The 18,142-nt window shown below is 70.6% G+C and carries 17 protein-coding genes; 6 read left to right on the top strand and 11 right to left on the bottom strand.

The features are described 5' to 3' along the window. The first annotated feature begins 5 nt into the window (after window positions 1–5). From cobG to ADBZ6I_RS00215, 3 genes are all read left to right on the top strand, one after another. The gene (gene cobG / locus ADBZ6I_RS00225; RefSeq protein ID WP_526379653.1) at window positions 6–1,142 is read left to right on the top strand and encodes a precorrin-3B synthase; all 1,137 of its coding nucleotides are present in this window, start codon (window positions 6–8) and stop codon (window positions 1,140–1,142) included. Window positions 1,143–1,152: 10 nt separating this feature from the next. After that, window positions 1,153–1,779, top strand: a complete 627-nt coding sequence (locus ADBZ6I_RS00220) for a precorrin-8X methylmutase (RefSeq protein WP_526379651.1) — start codon at window positions 1,153–1,155, stop codon at window positions 1,777–1,779. Between the two features lie 106 nt (window positions 1,780–1,885). Continuing rightward, the gene (locus ADBZ6I_RS00215; protein WP_526379649.1) at window positions 1,886–3,352 is read left to right on the top strand and encodes a precorrin-2 C(20)-methyltransferase; all 1,467 of its coding nucleotides are present in this window, start codon (window positions 1,886–1,888) and stop codon (window positions 3,350–3,352) included. On the opposite strand, the gene ADBZ6I_RS00210 is transcribed toward ADBZ6I_RS00215, so the two are convergent. The 4 genes from ADBZ6I_RS00210 to dprE2 are packed head-to-tail and all read right to left on the bottom strand — an operon-like array spanning window position 3,327 to window position 6,750. After that, window positions 3,327–4,064: a cobalt-precorrin-6A reductase gene (locus tag ADBZ6I_RS00210; RefSeq protein ID WP_526379647.1), complete on the bottom strand. Its 738-nt coding sequence runs from the start codon at window positions 4,062–4,064 to the stop codon at window positions 3,327–3,329. The two genes, ADBZ6I_RS00215 and ADBZ6I_RS00210, sit on opposite strands and share 26 nt — an antisense overlap. After that, complete coding sequence (gene cobM, locus ADBZ6I_RS00205) at window positions 4,064–4,819, bottom strand: precorrin-4 C(11)-methyltransferase (RefSeq protein ID WP_526379645.1); 756 nt, start codon at window positions 4,817–4,819, stop codon at window positions 4,064–4,066. The genes ADBZ6I_RS00210 and cobM overlap by 1 nt, the downstream gene beginning before the upstream one ends. Window positions 4,820–4,832: 13 nt before the next feature. Beyond that, entirely contained in the window at window positions 4,833–6,017 is a 1,185-nt protein-coding gene (cbiE, locus tag ADBZ6I_RS00200; protein WP_526379643.1) for a precorrin-6y C5,15-methyltransferase (decarboxylating) subunit CbiE, read from the bottom strand. Window positions 6,018–6,024: 7 nt separating this feature from the next. Continuing rightward, window positions 6,025–6,750: a decaprenylphospho-beta-D-erythro-pentofuranosid-2-ulose 2-reductase gene (dprE2, locus tag ADBZ6I_RS00195; RefSeq protein ID WP_526379771.1), complete on the bottom strand. Its 726-nt coding sequence runs from the start codon at window positions 6,748–6,750 to the stop codon at window positions 6,025–6,027. A 75-nt stretch (window positions 6,751–6,825) separates the two neighbouring features. Between dprE2 and ADBZ6I_RS00190 the strand changes: the two genes are divergently transcribed. After that, window positions 6,826–7,227 (top strand): F420-dependent biliverdin reductase, encoded by a 402-nt coding sequence (locus ADBZ6I_RS00190; RefSeq protein WP_526379641.1) that lies wholly within the window; start codon window positions 6,826–6,828, stop codon window positions 7,225–7,227. Between the two features lie 170 nt (window positions 7,228–7,397). Here the strand turns inward: ADBZ6I_RS00190 and ADBZ6I_RS00185 are convergent, their stop codons facing one another. Further along, window positions 7,398–8,516: a M24 family metallopeptidase gene (locus ADBZ6I_RS00185; RefSeq protein ID WP_526379639.1), complete on the bottom strand. Its 1,119-nt coding sequence runs from the start codon at window positions 8,514–8,516 to the stop codon at window positions 7,398–7,400. 25 nt (window positions 8,517–8,541) lie between these two features. Between ADBZ6I_RS00185 and ADBZ6I_RS00180 the strand changes: the two genes are divergently transcribed. Both ADBZ6I_RS00180 and ADBZ6I_RS00175 read left to right on the top strand, forming a co-directional pair. Beyond that, the gene (locus ADBZ6I_RS00180) at window positions 8,542–9,501 is read left to right on the top strand and encodes a 5'-3' exonuclease (protein ID WP_526379637.1); all 960 of its coding nucleotides are present in this window, start codon (window positions 8,542–8,544) and stop codon (window positions 9,499–9,501) included. An 87-nt stretch (window positions 9,502–9,588) separates the two neighbouring features. Then, entirely contained in the window at window positions 9,589–10,932 is a 1,344-nt protein-coding gene (locus ADBZ6I_RS00175) for an HNH endonuclease signature motif containing protein (protein ID WP_526379635.1), read from the top strand. A 26-nt stretch (window positions 10,933–10,958) separates the two neighbouring features. Here ADBZ6I_RS00175 and ADBZ6I_RS00170 read toward each other — a convergent pair whose 3' ends face one another. From ADBZ6I_RS00170 to ADBZ6I_RS00145, 6 genes are all read right to left on the bottom strand, one after another. After that, window positions 10,959–11,795 carry a DUF4333 domain-containing protein gene (locus tag ADBZ6I_RS00170; protein WP_526379633.1) on the bottom strand — a complete coding sequence of 279 codons (837 nt, stop codon included), beginning with the start codon at window positions 11,793–11,795 and terminating at the stop codon, window positions 10,959–10,961. A gap of 68 nt (window positions 11,796–11,863) precedes the next feature. Next, the gene (locus ADBZ6I_RS00165) at window positions 11,864–14,641 is read right to left on the bottom strand and encodes a DEAD/DEAH box helicase (RefSeq protein WP_526379631.1); all 2,778 of its coding nucleotides are present in this window, start codon (window positions 14,639–14,641) and stop codon (window positions 11,864–11,866) included. After that, window positions 14,625–15,551: a twin-arginine translocase subunit TatC gene (gene tatC / locus ADBZ6I_RS00160; protein ID WP_526379769.1), complete on the bottom strand. Its 927-nt coding sequence runs from the start codon at window positions 15,549–15,551 to the stop codon at window positions 14,625–14,627. Before tatC ends, ADBZ6I_RS00165 begins: the two co-directional genes overlap by 17 nt. Before the next feature lie 94 nt (window positions 15,552–15,645). Continuing rightward, the gene (tatA, locus tag ADBZ6I_RS00155; protein ID WP_313676676.1) at window positions 15,646–15,912 is read right to left on the bottom strand and encodes a Sec-independent protein translocase subunit TatA; all 267 of its coding nucleotides are present in this window, start codon (window positions 15,910–15,912) and stop codon (window positions 15,646–15,648) included. 124 nt (window positions 15,913–16,036) lie between these two features. Beyond that, window positions 16,037–17,002: a helix-turn-helix transcriptional regulator gene (locus ADBZ6I_RS00150; RefSeq protein ID WP_526379628.1), complete on the bottom strand. Its 966-nt coding sequence runs from the start codon at window positions 17,000–17,002 to the stop codon at window positions 16,037–16,039. Next, window positions 16,999–17,964, bottom strand: coding sequence for a helix-turn-helix transcriptional regulator (locus tag ADBZ6I_RS00145; protein ID WP_526379767.1), 966 nt, complete (start codon window positions 17,962–17,964; stop codon window positions 16,999–17,001). Before ADBZ6I_RS00145 ends, ADBZ6I_RS00150 begins: the two co-directional genes overlap by 4 nt. Between the last annotated feature and the right edge of the window lie 178 nt (window positions 17,965–18,142).

Below are 18,142 nucleotides of genomic sequence, written 5' to 3'. Positions count from 1 at the left end.
TTCGGGTGAGCCGGACCAGCGACCAGGACGCCTGCCCGGGGGCCCTGCAGGTGCACCAGGCCGCCGACGGCGCGCTGGCTCGGGTGCGGCTGCCCGGCGGGATGCTCACCGCCGCCCAGTTGGAAGCACTCGCCGAGGTCGCCGAGCGATTCGGCTCGGGCACGCTGGAACTGACCGGCCGCGGCAACGTGCAGGTGCGCGGCATCTCCGATGCTGCGGCGGTGGCCGCGGCCGTCGCCGCCGCGGGCCTGCTGCCCTCGGCCACCCATGAGCGGGTCCGCAATATCGTCGCCTCCCCGCTGTCTGGGCGGTTCGGCGGACTCACCGACGTCCGGCCGTGGGTGAGCGGGCTCGACAACGCCGTTCAGGCCGATCCGGAATTGGCCGGGCTGCCGGGCCGGTTCTGGTTCAGCCTCGACGACGGCCGCGGCGACGCCTCGAGCCTGGCCGCAGACGCCGGGCTGCATGTCGCGCCGGACGGGGTGGCGCTGCTGCTGGCCGGCCGGGACACCGGGGTGCGGCTGACCCCGCACGACTGCGTGAGCGCATTGGCAACGGTGGCCCGCCGCTTCGTGCGGGTCCGCGGGAATGCCTGGCGGGTCAGCGAATTAGTTGATCCCGCGGTGCTGCTCACCGATTTCGCCCTCGCCGATTTCGCTCAGTCCGCGCCGGCCGGTGCGTCGTTCCTGCCGGGTCGCCCGCCGGTCGGCTGGATCGACCAGTCCGACGCCCGAGTGGCCCTCGGTGCGGCGGTGCCGCTGGGCGTCCTGACGGTGCGCCAGGCGCAATTCCTGGCCGCCATCGAGGCGCCGATGGTCATCACGCCGTGGCGGTCGCTGCTGGTGTGCGACCTCGAGGAGGGGGTGGCCGAGACCGCACTGCGGGTGCTGGCGCCGCTGGGGCTGGTGTTCGACGAGACCTCCCGCTGGTTGTCCGTCACCGCCTGTGTCGGCAGCCCCGGCTGCGCGCGGTCCCGCGCCGACGTGCGGGCCGACGCGGCTCAGGCGGTCGAGGCGGGGACGGGGGACGGCGGCGCGGGGGGCAGCGTGCACTACGTCGGCTGCGAACGCGCCTGCGGCCGCCCGGTCGCCGGTGAGGTTCTGGTGGCCACCGACGACGGCTACCGGCCGCTGCGACCGTAGGGTGATGGCCGTGCTCGACTACATCCGCGACGCCGCCGAGATCTACCGGCAGTCCTTCGCGACGATCCGCGACGAGGCCGACCTGGACGGTCTGCCCGAGGACGTGGCGCGGGTTGTGGTGCGGCTGATCCACACCTGCGGGCAGACCGACCTCACCGGTCACGTGTCGTACACCCCCGCCGTGGTGAGCGCCACCCACGAGGCGCTGGCGGCCGGGGCGCCGATCCTGTGCGATTCGTCGATGGTGGCCGCCGGCATCACCGCCGCCCGCCTGCCGGCCCGCAACGAGGTGGTCTCCCTGGTGGCCGACCCGCGCGCGGCCGACCTGGCCGCCCGGATGGGCACCACCCGGTCGGCGGCCGGGGTGCAACTATGGGCCGACCGGATGGCTGGCGCCGTGCTGGCCATCGGCAACGCCCCCACCGCACTGTTCCGTCTGCTGGAGCTCATCGACGAGGGGGTGCCGGCGCCGGTATCGGTGCTGGGCGGCCCGGTGGGGTTCGTCGGCTCGGCGCAGTCCAAGGACGAATTGATCGCCCGTCCACGCGGGATGGAATACCTGGTGGTGCGTGGCCGGCGCGGGGGCAGCGCGATGGCCGCGGCGGCGGTCAACGCGATCGCGAGTGCGCGCGAATGAGGCTTGCCGAATGAGCCGTGGGCAGCGAATGAGGCTTGCCGAATGAGCCGTGGGCAGCGAATGAGGCTTGCCGAATGAGCCGTGGGCAGCGAATGAGGCTTGCCGAATGAGTGGCACGCTCTACGGCGTCGGTCTGGGACCGGGCGATCCGGAACTGGTGACGGTCAAGGCCGCCCGGGTGATCGGCGAGGCCGATGTGGTGGCGTATCACAGTGCGCGCCATGGCCGCAGCATCGCCCGTCGGATCGCCGAGCCCTATCTGCGGCCCGGGCAGATCGAGGAGCATCTGGTCTACCCGGTGACCACCGAGGACACCGATCATCCGGGTGGCTACACCGGCGCGATGGAGGAGTTCTACGCGCAAGCCGCCGCCCGCATCGCCGCGCACCTGGAGGCCGGCCGCAGCGTCGCGCTGCTGGCCGAGGGCGACCCGCTGTTCTACAGCTCCTACATGCACATGCACACGCGGCTGACCGAGCGCTTCGACGCGGTGATCATCCCCGGGGTGACGTCGGTGAGCGCCGCCTCGGCGGCTACCGGCATACCGCTGGTGACCGGCGACGAGGTGCTCTCAGTGCTGCCCGGCACCCTGCCGGTGGCCGAGCTGGCGCGCCGGCTGGCCGACACCGACGCCGCGGTGGTGATGAAACTCGGGCGCACCTATCCCCAAGTGCGCGAAGCCCTTTCGATTGCCGGACGGCTCGACGACGCGGTCTACGTAGAACGGGCCAGCACCCAGGGACAGCGGGTGATGCCCGCCGCCGACGTCGACGACGCCGAGGTTCCGTACTTCTCCATCGCCCTGCTGCCCAGCACCCCGCGCCACGACGGTCGCCCCGGCACCGTCGCGGTGGTCGGGCTGGGGCCCGGGGCCACCGACTGGATGACCCCGCAGAGCCGCCTCGAACTGGCCGAAGCCACCGACCTGATCGGCTACGGGCCGTACCTGGACCGGGTGCCGCCCCGGCCCGGGCAGCGCCGGCACCCGTCCGACAACACCGACGAGCCGCAGCGCGCCCGGCTGGCCTGCGAACTGGCCGAGCAGGGCCGGGCGGTGGCGGTGGTGTCCTCCGGTGACCCGGGGATATTCGCGATGGCCACCGCGGTGCTGGAGGAAGCCAAGGAATGGCCCGGGGTGGCGGTGCGGGTGATCCCGGCGATGACGGCGGCGCAGGCGGTGGCCAGCCGGGTGGGCGCCCCGCTGGGACACGACTACGCGGTGCTCTCGCTGTCCGACCGGCTCAAGCCGTGGGACGTCATCGCCGCCCGGCTGTCGGCGGCCGCCGCCGCGGACCTGGTGCTGGCCATCTACAACCCGGCCTCGAAGTCGCGCACCTGGCAGGTGGCCGCGATGCGCGATCTGCTGCTGGAACACCGCGACGCCGGGACCCCGGTGGTAATCGGGCGCGACGTATCCGGTCCGCGGGAGTCGGTGCGGGTGGTCCGGCTGGCCGACCTGAACCCGGACGACGTGGACATGCGCTGCCTGCTGATCATCGGATCGTCCCAAACCCAGTGGTATGCCGCCGAATCCGGCGACACGGTGTTCACCCCGCGTCGCTACCCCGGCTGATCACCCATTCAAAAGCCTCGTCCACCGACTCGACGACGGTCAATCCCGTTGGCAGCGGCGGGCGCCGGATCATCACCACGTCGACGCCCAGATCGGCGGCGGCGTCAAGCTTGGCCCGGGTCATCGCTCCCCCGCTGTTCTTGGTCACCACCGCCGCGATACGGCGACCGCTCAGCAGCGCCCGCTCGCCGTCGTAGCTGTAGGGACCCCGGGACAACAGCAGTTCGTGATGCGGCGGCAGGCTGTCCGGCTCCGGCGCGGTGACCACCCGGATCAGGAACCAGGCGTCGCTACCGGTGAAGGCGGCCGTCCCGGTGCGGCCGGTGGTCAGGAAAACCCGCGAATATCCCTGGGCGGCAACCAGGTCGGCGGCCTCGGCGTCGGAGTCGACCTGCAGCGCGCCGGCGGGGTCCCAGGCCGGTCGGCGGAGCACCAGGTGCGGCATTCCGAGTTCGGCGCACGCGACGGCGGCGTTGGCGGTGATGGTGGCGGCAAACGGGTGGGTGGCATCGACGACCGCGGTAATGGCATTGTCGGCCAGCCAGTTTCGCAGGCCCGCCGCTCCCCCGAACCCGCCGACGCGCACCGGTCCGACCGGCAGCGCCGGGTCGGGCACCCGGCCGGCCAGTGAGCTGATCACGTCGACCCGCGGGTGCAGACGGGCGGCCAGCGCGCGGGCCTCGCCGGTGCCGCCGAGCAGCAGCACCCGCATCAGTGCCGGTATCCCCGGGTGCGCCCGGCCGAGTACAGGTAGCTGTCGGTGAACCCTTCGGCGGCAAGGACATCGCCGACGATGATCACCGCGGTGCGGGTGATCTGGGCCGCGTGCATCTGCCCGGCGATGTCGGTCAGGGTGCCGCGCAGCACCACCTCCTGCGGCCAACTGGCGAAGGCCACCACCGCCACCGGGGTTTCCGGTGCGCGGCCGGCGGCCAGCAATTGCGCCACGATGGCGTCGATGCGGTGCGCGGCCAGATGGATCACCAGGGTGCCGCTCGTGTTCGCCAGGGTGGACAGGTCCTCACCGTCGGGCATGGCGGTGGACAGGGTGGCGACGCGGGTCAGCGTGACCGTCTGCGCGACGCCGGGCACGGTCAGCTCGCGGCCCAGCGCGGCGGCGGCGGCCGCGAAAGCCGGCACCCCCGGCACGATCTCGTAGCCGATGCCCAGCGCGTCGAGGCGCCGGCACTGTTCGGCGACGGCGCTGTAGATCGACGGGTCACCGGAATGCAACCGGGCCACGTCGTGACCCTCGGCGTCGGCCTGCTGGATCTCGGCGACGATCTGGTCGAGGCTCAGCGGTCCGGTGTCGACGATGCGGGCGCCGGGCGGGCAGAACTCCAGCAGGTCCTGCGGCATGATCGAACCGGCGTACAGGCATACCCGGCACCGCTGCAGCAGCCGCTGGCCGCGGACGGTGATCAGGTCGGCGGCGCCCGGCCCGGCCCCGATGAAGTACACCGTCACTGAGGTCTTCCGTTCACAGCAGCTTCACCGACCACTGGGTGATCGGCATCTGCGGACGCCAGCCGGTGAACCCGCCCAGCGGTTCGCCCTGGTAGTGCTGGAAGCGGCGCAGCTCACCGCCCAGGCGCGAGAACCACTGCACCAGAAGGGCTTCGGACTCAGCGGTCACCGCGTTGGCCACCAGCCGGCCGCCACCGGCGATCGCGCCCAGGCATTCGTCGAGCAGGCCGGTGACGGTCAGCCCGCCGCCGATGAAGATGACGTCCGGGCGGGGCGCGCCGATAAACGCCTCTGGCGCCTCGCCGCGCACGTCGACGTCGACGCCGAAGGCGTGCGCGTTAGCGGTGATGCGCGCCTGCCGCTCGGGGTTGGTCTCGAACGCCACAGCGCGGCAACCCGGTGCGGCCCGGCACCATTCGACGGCGATGCTGCCCGAACCGGAGCCGACGTCCCACAGCAGTTGACCCGGCCGCGGCGCCAGCGCGGCCAGGGTGACGGCGCGGACGGTCTGCTTGGTGATCTGCCCGTCGTGGCGAAACGCCTTGTCGGGCAGCGCCAGTCCGTCGTGCTCGTCGGGCAGGTAGCGGACGGCGACGACGGTGAGGTCGTCGATATCCGCTGGCGGTGCGGCGGCCCACGCGTCGGCCGGGCCGCTGCGGATGCGTTCGCCGGGGCCGCCGAGTTGCTCCAGGACGGTGAATTCCGATTCACCCCTGCCGGTTTCGGTCAGCGCAGTGGCCAGCTGATGCGGGGTCTGCGCGTCACGGCAGAGCACCACCGCCCGTCCGCCGCGCCGTACGGCGGTGTGCACCGGGGCGGTGACCAGGCTGATCACCTCGGTGTCGTGGGCGGCCCATCCCATCCGCGCGCGGGCCAGCGACACCGAGGACACGTGCGGGAACACCTGCACCAGATCGGGGCCGTACAGCCGGATCAGTGTGGTTCCGATGCCGTGTTCCAGTGGGTCGCCGCTGGCCACCACGTGGATGTCCGCACCGGGATGGTCGTCGTAGAGGGTCTCCAGGGCGGGCATCATCGGGCTGGGCCAGGTGTGCCGTGCGGCGGTGACGGTGTCGTCGAGCAGGTCGAGTTGGCGCTGCGAGCCGTAGATGACGGTGGCGCTGTGCAATTCGAGGCGGGAGAGCTCCGCCAGCCCGGCCATTCCGTCGGCGCCGATACCGACCACCACGATCGTCATCTGTCCATCACCGGGGCATCCTCCTCCAGATCGGTTGCGGGAGTAGTCGCATCCCGAAGAACAGCGGCCGCAGCGCCCACGGCACCCACACCGTGCGACGGCCCGCGACCAGCGCCCGCACCGTCGCCTCAGCTACCTGCTCGGGGGTGCTCGACAGCGGTGCGGGGTCCATCCCGGCCGTCATCCGGCCGATGACGAAGCCCGGCCGCACGATCAGCAACCGCACCCCGCTGCCGTGCAGCGCGTCGGACAGGCCGCTGGCAAAACCGTCCAGGCCGGCTTTGGCCGACCCGTAGACGTAGTTGGCCCGCCGGACCCGGACTCCGGCCACCGACGAGAACACCACCAGGGCGCCGTGGCCGGCGGCGCGCATCCGGGCCGCCAGAGGGGTCAGCAGGGTCACCTGCGCCACGTAGTCGGTGTGCAGGATCGCCGCGGCGTGCGCGGCGTCGGTCTCGGCCTGGGATTGGTCGCCGAGGATTCCGAACGCCAGCACCGCGGTGTCGATATCCCCGAATTCCTCTGCCAGCCGGTCTACCAGCGGTCCGTGCGAGGCGATGTCATCGGCGTCGAACTCGCAGGTGTGCACGGCGCTGGCCCCGGCCGCCCGCACCGCGGCCACCTCGTCGGCGAGCCGGTCGGCGCCGCGAGCCGCCAGCACCACCGTCGATCCGGATGCCAGCCGAGTAGCCCCCTGCAGGCCGATTTCGCGGCGGCCGCCGAAGACAACCACGACCTGACCGAAGTCCTTTCCATCCCGCACGGTGTCCTGCACGGATCGGATTATTCCCTGCGCTAGCGTTTCCCCGTGCCCACCACCCGGCTGACCACCGATGCGCTGGAGTTCCTCACCGAGCGCCACCTGGCGATGCTGACCACGTTGCGCGCCGACGGCTCGCCCCACGTGGTCGCCGTCGGGTTCACCTTCGACCCGGACACTCACATCGCCCGGGTGATCACCAGCGACGGTTCACAGAAGGCCGTCAACGCCGACCGCAGCCAAATCGGGGTGTTGTCCCAAGTCGACGGCGCCCGGTGGCTGTCACTGGAAGGCATCGCGACGGTGAACCGCGACCCCGACGCCATCCGCGACGCCGAACTGCGGTACGCCCAGCGCTACCGGACCCCGCGCCCCAACCCCCAGCGGGTGGTGATCGAGGTACTGGTCAAGCGGGTACTCGGGTCGTCGACCCTGCTCGACCGGTCCTAGAGTTCTACGCCGACGCTGGTGTCGGGCGTTGTCAGAGACGCGTGTCTTCGACGCCGTCCCGCACCTGTTCTGCTGTCAGCGTGGGCAGTTCCACGTCAGCCGCCGCGACCAGCACTCCGTCGACTTCAACAAGCTGAACCGGTCTCATGCTGTGACGATACCGTCGCGGCTTACACCACCGTCAGGTCGTGCGGCCGGTCATTGACCGGCAGCGCGCCATCGGCGGTAACGATCACGATGTCCTCGATCCGCGCCCCCCACCGGCCCGGCAGGTAGACACCCGGTTCGACGCTGAAGGCCATGCCTTCGGCCAGCGGCTGGTCGTTGCCGGCCACGATGTAGGGCTCTTCGTGCACCGAGAGGCCGATGCCGTGGCCGGTGCGGTGCACGAAATACTCGGCCAGACCGGCCTCGGCCAGCACGTCGCGGGCGGCGGCGTCGACCTGTTCGGCGGTGACGCCGGGGCGCACCGCGGCGACCGCGGCGGCCTGTGCCCGCTGCAGCACCGCGTATTGCTCGGCGATCTCCGGGTCCGGTTGCCCGATGCTGTAGGTGCGGGTGCAGTCGGAGTTGTAGCCGGGTTCGACGGGTCCGCCGATGTCGACGACGACGATGTCGCCGAGCTGCAATTCCCGGTCGGAGCATTCGTGGTGCGGGTCGGCGCCATTCGGGCCGGAGCCGACGATGACGAACGCGGCTTCTGAATGCCCTTCGGCGACAATGGCTTCGGTGATGTCCTTCGCAACGTCAGCTTCGGTGCGGCCTGCCTTGAGGAATTCCGGCACCCGGGCGTGCACCCGGTCGATAGCCGCCCCGGCCCGGCGCAGCGCGTCGACCTCATCGGCGTCCTTGACCATCCGCAGTGCGGCCAGAACTCCGGTGGCCAGCACGGGGACCGCCCCCAGCCGCTCGGCCAGCGGCAGCAGGTGCAGCGCGGGCATCGAATCGGTGACGGCGACTCGGGCGTGTCCGCCCAGGGCGTCGGCCACCAGGTCGTAAGGGTTCTCCCCGTCGACCCAGTCCTGCAGGTTCAGGTTCAAGTCCCCGGCGGCGGAGTCTCTGAGAGCGGCGAGTTCCAGTCGTGGCAGCACCACGGTCGGCGCGCCGGTACTGGGAACGACCAACGCGGTCAGCCGCTCGAATGTCTGTGCCCGCGAACCGATCAGGTAGCGCAGGTCATAACCCGGGGTGATGACCAGACCCACCAGCCCGGCCTGGTCCGCGCCGGCCGCGGCGGCGGCCAGCCGGCGGGCGTAGACCTCGTGGGAGAACCGTACGGCGTCGCTCATAGCGGTCAGGCTAGCGTGGGCCGCTATGACCGCACCGGTTCTGCTGCTCGACGGCGCCAGCATGTGGTTCCGCTCCTACTTCGGGGTGCCGTCGTCGATCACCGCCCCGGACGGGCGGCCGGTCAACGCCGTGCGCGGGTTCCTGGACAGCGTGGCCACCCTGATCACCCAGCACCGGCCGGGCCGGCTGGTGGTGTGTCTGGATCTGGACTGGCGCCCGGCGTGGCGGGTGGAGCTGATTCCGTCGTACAAAGCCCACCGGGTGCTGGAGGAGGGCAGCCCTTTGGGCGAAGGTGCCGTCGCTGACGTCGAGGAGGTGCCCGACGATCTGAGCCCGCAGGTGGAGATGATCCTGGAGGTGCTCGACGCGTTCGGGATCTGTACCGCCGGGGCGGTCGGGTTCGAAGCCGACGACGTACTGGGCACCCTGGCCGCCACCGAGCGGCGCGATCCGGTGGTGGTGGTCAGCGGCGACCGCGATCTGCTGCAACTGGTCGCCGACGACCCGGTCCAGGTGCGGGTGCTCTACATCGGCCAGGGCCTGACGAAGGCGACGCTGTTCGGGCCGTCGGAAGTGGCTGCGCGGTATGGGGTTCCTTCTGACCGCGCGGGAGCGGCGTATGCGGAGCTGGCGCTACTGCGCGGTGATCCGTCCGACGGGCTGCCCGGGGTGGCGGGCATCGGCGAGAAGACAGCCGCGACCATGCTCGCCCAGTACGGGTCGCTGGACGCCATCCTGGCCGCGGCCGAAGACCCGAAATCCACGCTGCCCAAGGCTTTCCGGTCCAAGATCCTGGCCGCCGGCGACTACATCGAAGCCGCGCAACCGGTGGTGCGGGTGGCCGTCGGCGCACCGGTGCGGTTGTCCGGGGACGACCGGCTTCCGTTGGTCGCCGCCGACCCACCGCTGGTAGCCGAACTGGCCGAACGCTACGGGATCAGCTCGCCGGTGGCGCGGCTGCAGAAGGCGTTGGACCGGCTGTAGTCCGGCGCTTGTCCACAGTCGCAGGTTCATCCACAGGTTGCCGCCAGCGGCTGGCGGTTCGACGGTGACCGCCTTTAACATTCGAACATGTTTTCGATTCCGGGGCTTGAGGCATTCAGCGCGGTGGATGCCGCGCTGGAGGCCCTCGGCGCCCTGGACTGGGACGGCATGCCGGTGCGGGAGCGTTTGACAGCGCTCGACCGGCTGGAAACCGTGCGGCGACGGGTTGCCGCCCGTTCCCTGGAACTGGTGGGCTCCGTGCAGCGCAGCGGCGATCCCGACCTCGGCGGGGCGACAGCCAAGGTCATCGCCGACGTCATCCGGATCACTCCGGCCGAAGCGCGACGCCGGCTCAGAGACGCCGCTCAACTGCAGCGGCGCACCACCCTGAGCGGCGAGTCGCTTGCGCCGTCGTTGTCCGCCACCGCCACGGCGTGGGATGCCGGCCTGCTCGATATCGAACACCTGCGGGCCATCCAGAAGTTCGTTCGCGATCTGCCGGCGGACATCCCTACCGCCGAGGCGGCGAAAGCTGAGGCGTTCCTCGCCGAAAAAGCCGTCGAATTGCGGCCCGACCAGCTCGAGAAGGTGGCCGACCAGCTGGCCGTCACACTGAACCCGGACGGTACCTTCTCCGACGACTACCGGGCCGCTCAGCGTGGATTCCTCTGGTGTGGCCGTCAGCGCCCCGACGGCATGAGCGTCGCCACGCTGGTCGCCACACCGGAGTTGCGCGCCATGCTGGAGGCCTGGCTGGCCAAGTTCGCCGCACCCGGCATGTGCAACCCCGACGACCAAACCCCCACCGTCACCGGCGAGCCGACCCAGGAACGGTCCGACAGCGACCGGCGCACCCACGCGCAGCGCCAGCACGACGCGATCGCCGGCCTGGTCCGCGGTCAACTCGGCGACCCGAGGCTGGGCAGGCACAACGGCCTACCAGTAACGGTCATCGTGTCGACCACCCTCGATCAACTCCAGGCCGCCGCCGGGCACGCGGTGACCGCCGGCGGTAGCCTGCTTCCCCTGCCGGATCTGATCCGGATGGCTTCGCACGCCTGGCACTACCTCTGCGTATTCGACAACCACTCCGAACGAGCGATTCACCTGGGTCGCGCCAAGCGCATCGCGACGGCCGACCAACGAATTGTGTTGCACAGCAAGGATCGTGGGTGCACCGCGCCTGGCTGTGACATGCCGGGCTACCTCTGTGAGGTCCACCATGTCGACGAGTGGGCCGACGGCGGCCGCACCGACGTCGACCGCCTCACCTTTGCGTGCGGCACGCACCACCGATTGATCAAACCCGGCGGCTGGAGCACCCGAAAACGACGTGACGGCAGCACCGAATGGAGACCACCGCCGCAAATCCCGCTACGTGGTGGAACCAACGGTTTCCATCACCCCGAGCGACTGGTGCCCAGGGAGTGATGCCGCCGAGCGGCTACGTGAGCCGATTACTTCGGCCGGCCGACCTCGTAGGTGCCCTCGTCGTCCTGGAAGGTCACTGTCACCTGGCGTTTGGTGCCGTCGATGCTGACCTCACAGGTGAAGGTGTCGCCCTTCTTGACCGTCGGGTTCTGGCCGTTGTTGCACTTAACGTCCTGGACGTTCTTGGCGCCGTAGCCGTTGGCCTCGTCGGTCAGGATCTGCTGGACCCCGTCCTGAGCCTTGTTGACGTCCAGCTTGGTGGTGACGAAGAAGCCGGGCTTCCAGAAGCCGAGCAGCAGTACCGTCAGCAGCGCCAGCGCACCGAGCCCGCCCAGGATGGTGCCGAGCGCGCGGCTGGAGGCCTTCGGCGCGCCTTCGGCGCCCGGCGGGACGTACGGGTACTGACCGGGCTGGCCGGGAGGCGGGTACTGCCCGGGCGGCGGCGGGTACTGGCCGTACTGCGGGGGCGCACCGTAGGGGCCGGGCGGGGGATACTGGCCGGGCTGGCCGTAGGCGGCCGGGTTGTACTCCGGCTGGCCGTAGGCGGCCGGGTTGTACTCCGGCTGGCCGTAGGCGGCCGGGTTGTACTCCGGCTGGCCGTAGGGCTGCCCGGTCGGGTAACCCGGCATCGGCGGCTGGCCATATTGCGGGTACTGCTGCGGGGTGTAGGCGGGGGGTTGCCAGGGCGGGGCCTCGCTGCCCGCGGGCTGCCAGCCAGCGCCGGCGTCAGCGCCCGGCTGCTGCCACGTGGGGGCCGCGCCGGACTGCCCCGCGCCGCTGGCCGGGTTCGCCGGGGTCGCGGGAGTCTCCTGGCCGCCGCCCACCTGCCACGGGTTGGGCTCAGATCCCTGCGGTCCGCTCATCGTCTCTCCTCGCTGGTTCGGGGGCACTTGCCCCCCAAAACGTCCCCAACAGTAGCGTTTGCATCACCCTACCCGTTGTCAACAGCCACGACACCGCGCCGGATGTCGTCGATGGCGCGTTTCGCGGCCTTGCGCATCGCGGCCTCCGGGGCGGCGTTGCGCACCTGGTCGAGCAGATCGAGCACTTGGCGGCACCACCGCACGAAGTCGCCCGCCGACAGCGCCGTCCCGTTGCCCGCGACGTCGGAGGCCGCCAGGGCGGCGGCCAGATTCCCGGTGGTCGCCCACCGGTGGACCGCCGGCACGAAGCCCTCGTCGGGCTGCCGCGACGGACTGAGCTTGTGCCGCTGCTCGTCGGCCCGCAACTGATCGGACAGCCGCCGCGTCTCGGCCAGCGCGCGACGCACCGCGGGGGTCGGCATCTCGATCGCATGGACCGGCGTAGGGCCGTCGCTGCCCCGCGACTCGAAGACCATCGCCGACAGCACTGCCGCCAACTCGGCGGCCTGCAGGTGCTTCCATACCCCGCTGCGCAGACACTCAGCCACCAACAGGTCGCTTTCGCTGTAGATGCGGGCCAACAACCGTCCGGCGTCGTTGACCCGCGGGGTGTCCGAGTCGCCGTTCGCCGATGCCATGTAGCCGCGCTCGGTCAGCAGGCCCACGATCCGATCGAAGGTTCGGGCCAACGAATTGGTGGCGGCGCTGACCTTGCCTCGGATCTGGGCGTTGTCCCGTTCCACCCGCAGGTACCGCTCGGCGACGCGTACCGCCTCTTCGCGGTCGGCCATCCGGTGGGCCGGGTGATGTCGCATCGCGTCGCGCAACGCCAGCAGTTCGGGGTCGACGTCGGGCGCGTCGTCACCGCCCCGGCGCCGCCGTTCGGAGGGCACCAACAGCTTCTCGGCCGCCGACAACAGCGCCGAGGCCAGATCGCGGCGCACCCGGGGCTGTCGGTGCTCGATCCGCTTGGGCAGCGTCATGGAACCGATCGCCCCGGCCGCGCCCGGATAGTCAGCGGAGGAAATCCTTCCAGCCCAACGGTTTTCGGTGAGGACGAGGGGACGCGGGTCGTCGGAGTCGCGTGCGGGTTCGAGCACCACAGCCAGCCCGCCGCGCCGCCCGTGGGTGATATTGATGATGTCGCCGCGGCGCAACGACACCAGCGCGTCGTTGGCGGCCTGCCGGCGATGCAGCCGCGAAACCCGAGACTGGGCGCGCTCCCGCTCTGCGATCTTGGCCCGCAGCCGGGCGTAATCCAGGATCGGTGGTTCGGTGCCGTCGGCCCGGCGGTTCCAGTCCAGCTCGCGGGCGATCTCGTCGAGCATCTTCTCGCCACGTTCGGCGCCGCGCACCAATCCGACCACCGACCGGTCGGCCTGATACTGCGCGAAGGAGCGCTCCAGCAGCTGGCGGGCGGCGGCAGGGGTCATCTGGCTGACCAGATTGATGGTCATGTTGTACGACGGGGCGAACGAACTGCGCAGCGGGAACGTACGGGTGGAGGCCAGGCCCGCGATCTCGGTCGGCTCGGCGGTCGAGTCCTGCGGGTTCCACACCACCACCGCGTGGCCCTCGACGTCGATGCCGCGCCGGCCGGCCCGGCCGGTCAGCTGGGTGTACTCCCCCGGCGTCAGCGGCAGGTGCTGCTCGCCGTTGAACTTCACCAGCTTCTCCAGCACCACCGTGCGGGCCGGCATGTTGATGCCCAAAGCCAGTGTCTCGGTAGCGAATACCGCCTTGATCAACCCGGCGGTAAACAGCTCCTCGACGGTGTGACGGAACGTCGGCAGCATCCCGGCGTGGTGGGCCGCCAGGCCGCGCAGCAGGCCTTCGCGCCACTCGTAGTAGTCCAGCACCACCAGGTCGGCATCGGCCAGATCGCCGCAGCGACGGTCGATCACCTCGGCGATGCGGGCGCGGTCGGCCTCTGTCGTCAGCCGCATCGGGCTGCGCAGGCACTGTTTGACGGCGGCGTCGCAGCCGGCCCGGGAAAAAATGAACGTGATCGCCGGCAGCAGGCCTTCGTGATCCAGCGTGGCGATGACGTCGGGCCGCGACGGCGGACGGTAGAAACCCGGGCCGCCCGGGCGACCCGGCCCGCGCCGGCGCGGCTGCCAGTCGGCCAGCCGGTCGGCTTCCCGGCGGTTCGCGATGTGGCGCATCAGTTCCGGGTCCACCCGGTTCTTCGGACCGGATGCGTCCAGGTCGAACAAGTCGAACAGGCGCTTGCCCACTAGAACGTGCTGCCACAACGGGACCGGCCGGTGCTCGTCGACCACCACGGTGGTGTCGCCGCGCACCGTCTTGATCCAGCCGCCGAACTCCTCGGCGTTGCTGACCGTCGCCGACAGGCTTACCAGACGGACCTCCTCGGGCAGGTGCAGGATCACCTCCTCCCACACCGCGCCACGCATCCGGTCGGCCAGAAAATGCACCTCGTCCATGACGACGTAGGCCAACGCGCGCAATGTTTCAGACCCGGCGTAAAGCATGTTGCGCAGCACCTCGGTGGTCATCACCACAACCGGGGCGTCGCTGTTGATGGACTGGTCGCCGGTCAGCAGACCGATGCGCTCGGGCCCGTACCGGCGCACCAGATCGCTGTGCTTCTGATTACTCAGCGCTTTGATCGGCGTGGTGTAGAAGCACTTCTGCCCGGCCTGCAGCGCGAGGTGGACGGCGAACTCCCCCACCACCGTCTTCCCGGCGCCGGTCGGTGCGCACACCAGCACCCCGTGACCGCGTTCCAGAGCTTCGCAGGCCTGGACCTGAAAGGGATCGAGCCGGAACGTCAGCTGCCCGGCGAAGTCAGCGAGCTGGGTGGCCTCAGGTGATGTCGTCATGCGGGGACGGGGTGCGCGTCGGGGCGGCCACCGGGGCGGGCGGCTCGATCGGCGCGGCCTGGTCGTCGGGAACCGCGGCGTCGCCCTGCAGGACTGCGCGCTTGGCTTTGCGCCGGTCGTGCAGCCGGGAGATCTGGATGGCGAACTCCATCAGCAGTGTCAGCGCCAGGCCCAGCGCCACCATCGAGAACGGGTCGGATCCCGGGGTGGCCACCGCAGCGAAGGTGAACACCCCGACGATCAGCCCGCGCCGCCAGGCCTTCAGCTTCTCGTAGCTGAGCACCCCGGCCAGGTTGAGCATGACGATCAGCAGCGGGAACTCGAACCCCACACCGAACACCAGCAGCAGGTTGATCAGGAACCCGAAATACTGATCGCCGGACAGCGCGGTCACCTGAACGTCGCTGCCCACCGTCAGCAGGAAGTACAGTGCCTTGGACAGCACCACGTAGGCCAGCACCGCACCGCCGATGAACAGCACCGCCGCCGAGATGACGAACCCCGAGGCGAAGCGGCGTTCGTTGCGGTACAGACCCGGGGTGATGAACGCCCAGATCTGGTGGAACCAGACCGGGCAGGCCAGCACGATTCCGGCGGTCAGGCCGACCTTGAGACGCAGCATGAACTGGTCGAACGGGGCGGTCGCCAGCAACCGGCACCCACCGTCGGCGCTGATGTCGGCGCGCGCCGCGGGCGGCAGCGAGCAGTAGGGCTGGCGCAGGATCTCGCCGAGGCTTTCGAACCCGAAGACGCCGTGGGAATACCAGAAGAAGCCGATGATGGTCGTAACGACCACCGCGGCCATCGAGATGAGCAGCCGGGTTCGTAACTCCCGGACGTGCTCGACCAACGACATGGTGCCGTCCGGGTTCACTCGGCTGCGGCGCTGTCGCGGGTCGAGACGCGACATGAAACCCTGTCGCGGGTCGAGCTGGGCGAGGAACTTTGGTGTGCGCACGGCGTCTACTGGCTGATGGCGCGCGGGCGCCGTTTTTTACAGCCGGTCAGGCCGGGCGGGTGTCGGTGGGGTTCGGGGCCGGGGCCTCGACACGCTCGGAGTGCACCTGAACGGGCGGCGCCTGCACCGGCGGCTGCTGCGGGGTGACCGGAGCGTCGGCCTTGTGGTCAGCCTGCAGTTCCTTGACCTCGGACTTGAAGATCCGCATCGACTTGCCCAGCGACCGGGCGGCGTCAGGCAACCGCTTGGACCCGAAGAGCAGGACGATCACCAGAAGCAGGATTATCCAGTGCCACGGTTGTAGAGCACCCATTCGGTCACCTCCAGATACAGCCGGACGGCGGGGGCGGGACGAAGTCCCGCAGAGAAGTCCGGCAATTCAGTCGTAGACGATGCTACCCGGCGAACATGGGCGTGCGGCCAAGACGGCCCGCTAACTAGCCATCCGACGCGGCATAGGCGGCGATCGCCTCGGTCGCGGACCGCCGGACCAGCCCTGCCAGCGACGCCGGCGCCAGCACCTCGACGTCGGCGCCGAAGCCGAGAATGAGCCTCGCCATCCAGTCCTCGGAGGCATAGGTCATCGCCGCTTCGCAGTACCCGCCGGGCAATTCCCGCACGATCCGCATCGGGAAGTACTCCAGCATCCACGCGGCCTGCGGCGCCACCCGCAAGGTGGCAGCCGGCAGCGACGGGTCAGCCTGGAACAACGCCGTGGGTGGTGGAGCGTCGACAGCCGGCCGGGGCGGCGCCGCGGGCTCGTCGAGCATGGACGCCTCGACGATCCGGTCGAACCGGAACAACCGCACCCCCTCGGCCTCCCGGCACCACGCCTCCAGGTAGCTGTGGTCGTCGACCAGCACGATGCGGATCGGGTCGACGACCCGGGGCGACAGGGTATCGCGCGATGCCGAGTAGTAGTCGATGCGAAGCGCCCGCGACTCACGCAGTGCCGCACGGACCGTCGCGGCGGCCTCCTGTTCGATCGGTGCGGGCTCGTCGACGGCGGCCGGTGTCAGGTCGTCGGACAGCGTGCCGGCGGCCGCCTCGATCTTGGCGATGGCGCTGAGCGCCGCCGCCGGATCCACCACGCCGGGGATGTCGGCCAGCGTGCGCAACGCCACCAGCAGCCCGCTGGCCTCGGTGGAGGTCAGCCGCAGCGGCCGGTCCATGCCCGCGGAGAACGTCACGGCGATTGTGTCGCCGGAGAACTCGAAATCGATCAGGTCACCGGGCAGATACCCGGGCAACCCGCACAGCCACAACTGGTCGAGGTCCTGGCGCAGTTGCTTGACGCTGACGCCCAGGTCAGCGGCGGCCTTGGCGTAGGTCACCCGTGGGTTGGCCTGGAAGTAGGGAACCATGTTGAGCAGCCGAACCAGGCGGGTGGAGACCGGTGTCATGCGTCGGCCCCCGCCTGCGCGGTGAGCCGCCCCAGCACGTCCCGGCGCAGCGACTCGGGCTCCAGCACCAGCGCCGCCGCCCCGTACCCGGTGATCTCACGGGCCAGCCAGTCCAGCACACCCATCTCCAGGTCGATCACGTCGCCGGCACGCCCGGCGACGGTGCGGCGCTCCACCGGTTGCCCGAGGCGTCGCAGCGCGGTGGCCTGCCCGTCGGCCAGCCACACCCGCGCCCGGACTCCGGAGTGTCCGCCGGTGTCGCCGATAGCCCGGTCGACGATCCCCCGCAGGTCCACGCCGTCGGGCCGGTGCACCTGGCCCGCCTCCCCGGCGGGGTGGACGTCGGCGATCCGGGAGAGCCGGAAGGTGCGGGTGTCGTCGCGGTCACGGTCGTGGCCGACCAGGTACCAGCGGCCGCGGGCGGTCACCACTCCCCAGGGTTCGACGGTGCGGACGGTGTAGGGGTCGACAGGGGTGGGCCGATGCCGAAACCGGACCGCCCGGTCGGCATCGATGGCCGCGAGGAGCACACCGAGCACTTCCTCGGAGCCGCGCAACGCGGCCGGGCCGGCACCGGTGGTGATGGCGACGCCGGCCGACGGGTCCACGTCGACGCCGGCCGCTCGTAGCTTGAGCAGCGCGCTCTGGGTGGCGGTGATCCGCTCCGGTGATTCCCACAGCTGGGTCGCCACTGCGACGGCAGCCGCCTCGTCGGGGCTCAGGTCGATATCGGGCAGGGCGTAGGACTCCGGTTTGATGCGGTAGCCCTCGGTGGGGTCGGAGCCCGAAATCCGGCCGGTCTCCAGCGGGATGCCGAGGTCGCGCAGGTCGCTCTTGTCGCGCTCGAACATGCGCGAGAAAGCCTCGTCGGTGGGGCAGTCTCCGTAGCCGATCACGTTGGCCCGCACCCAGTCGGCGGTGAGGTAGCCGCGGGTCGAGAGCATGGCGATGACCAGGTTCATCAGCCGCTCGACCTTGGAGATCTTGGTGGGCGCCACGGTGGGAAACTCTAGCGGCGCGACGATCAAGCGGCGCCAGCCGCGCTGAGGAGCGCGGCAATCGGGTCTAGCCGCGCGACGATCAAGCGGCGCCAGCCGCGCTGAGGAGCGCGGCAATCGGGTCTCGCCGCGCGACGATCAA

Origin of the sequence: Mycobacterium sp. (assembly GCF_044342925.1) — a bacterium.
Classification (GTDB): Bacteria; Actinomycetota; Actinomycetes; order Mycobacteriales; family Mycobacteriaceae; genus Mycobacterium.
Note: the sequence above shows the minus strand (reverse complement) of the source record. Positions and strands in the feature narration are given on the sequence as shown.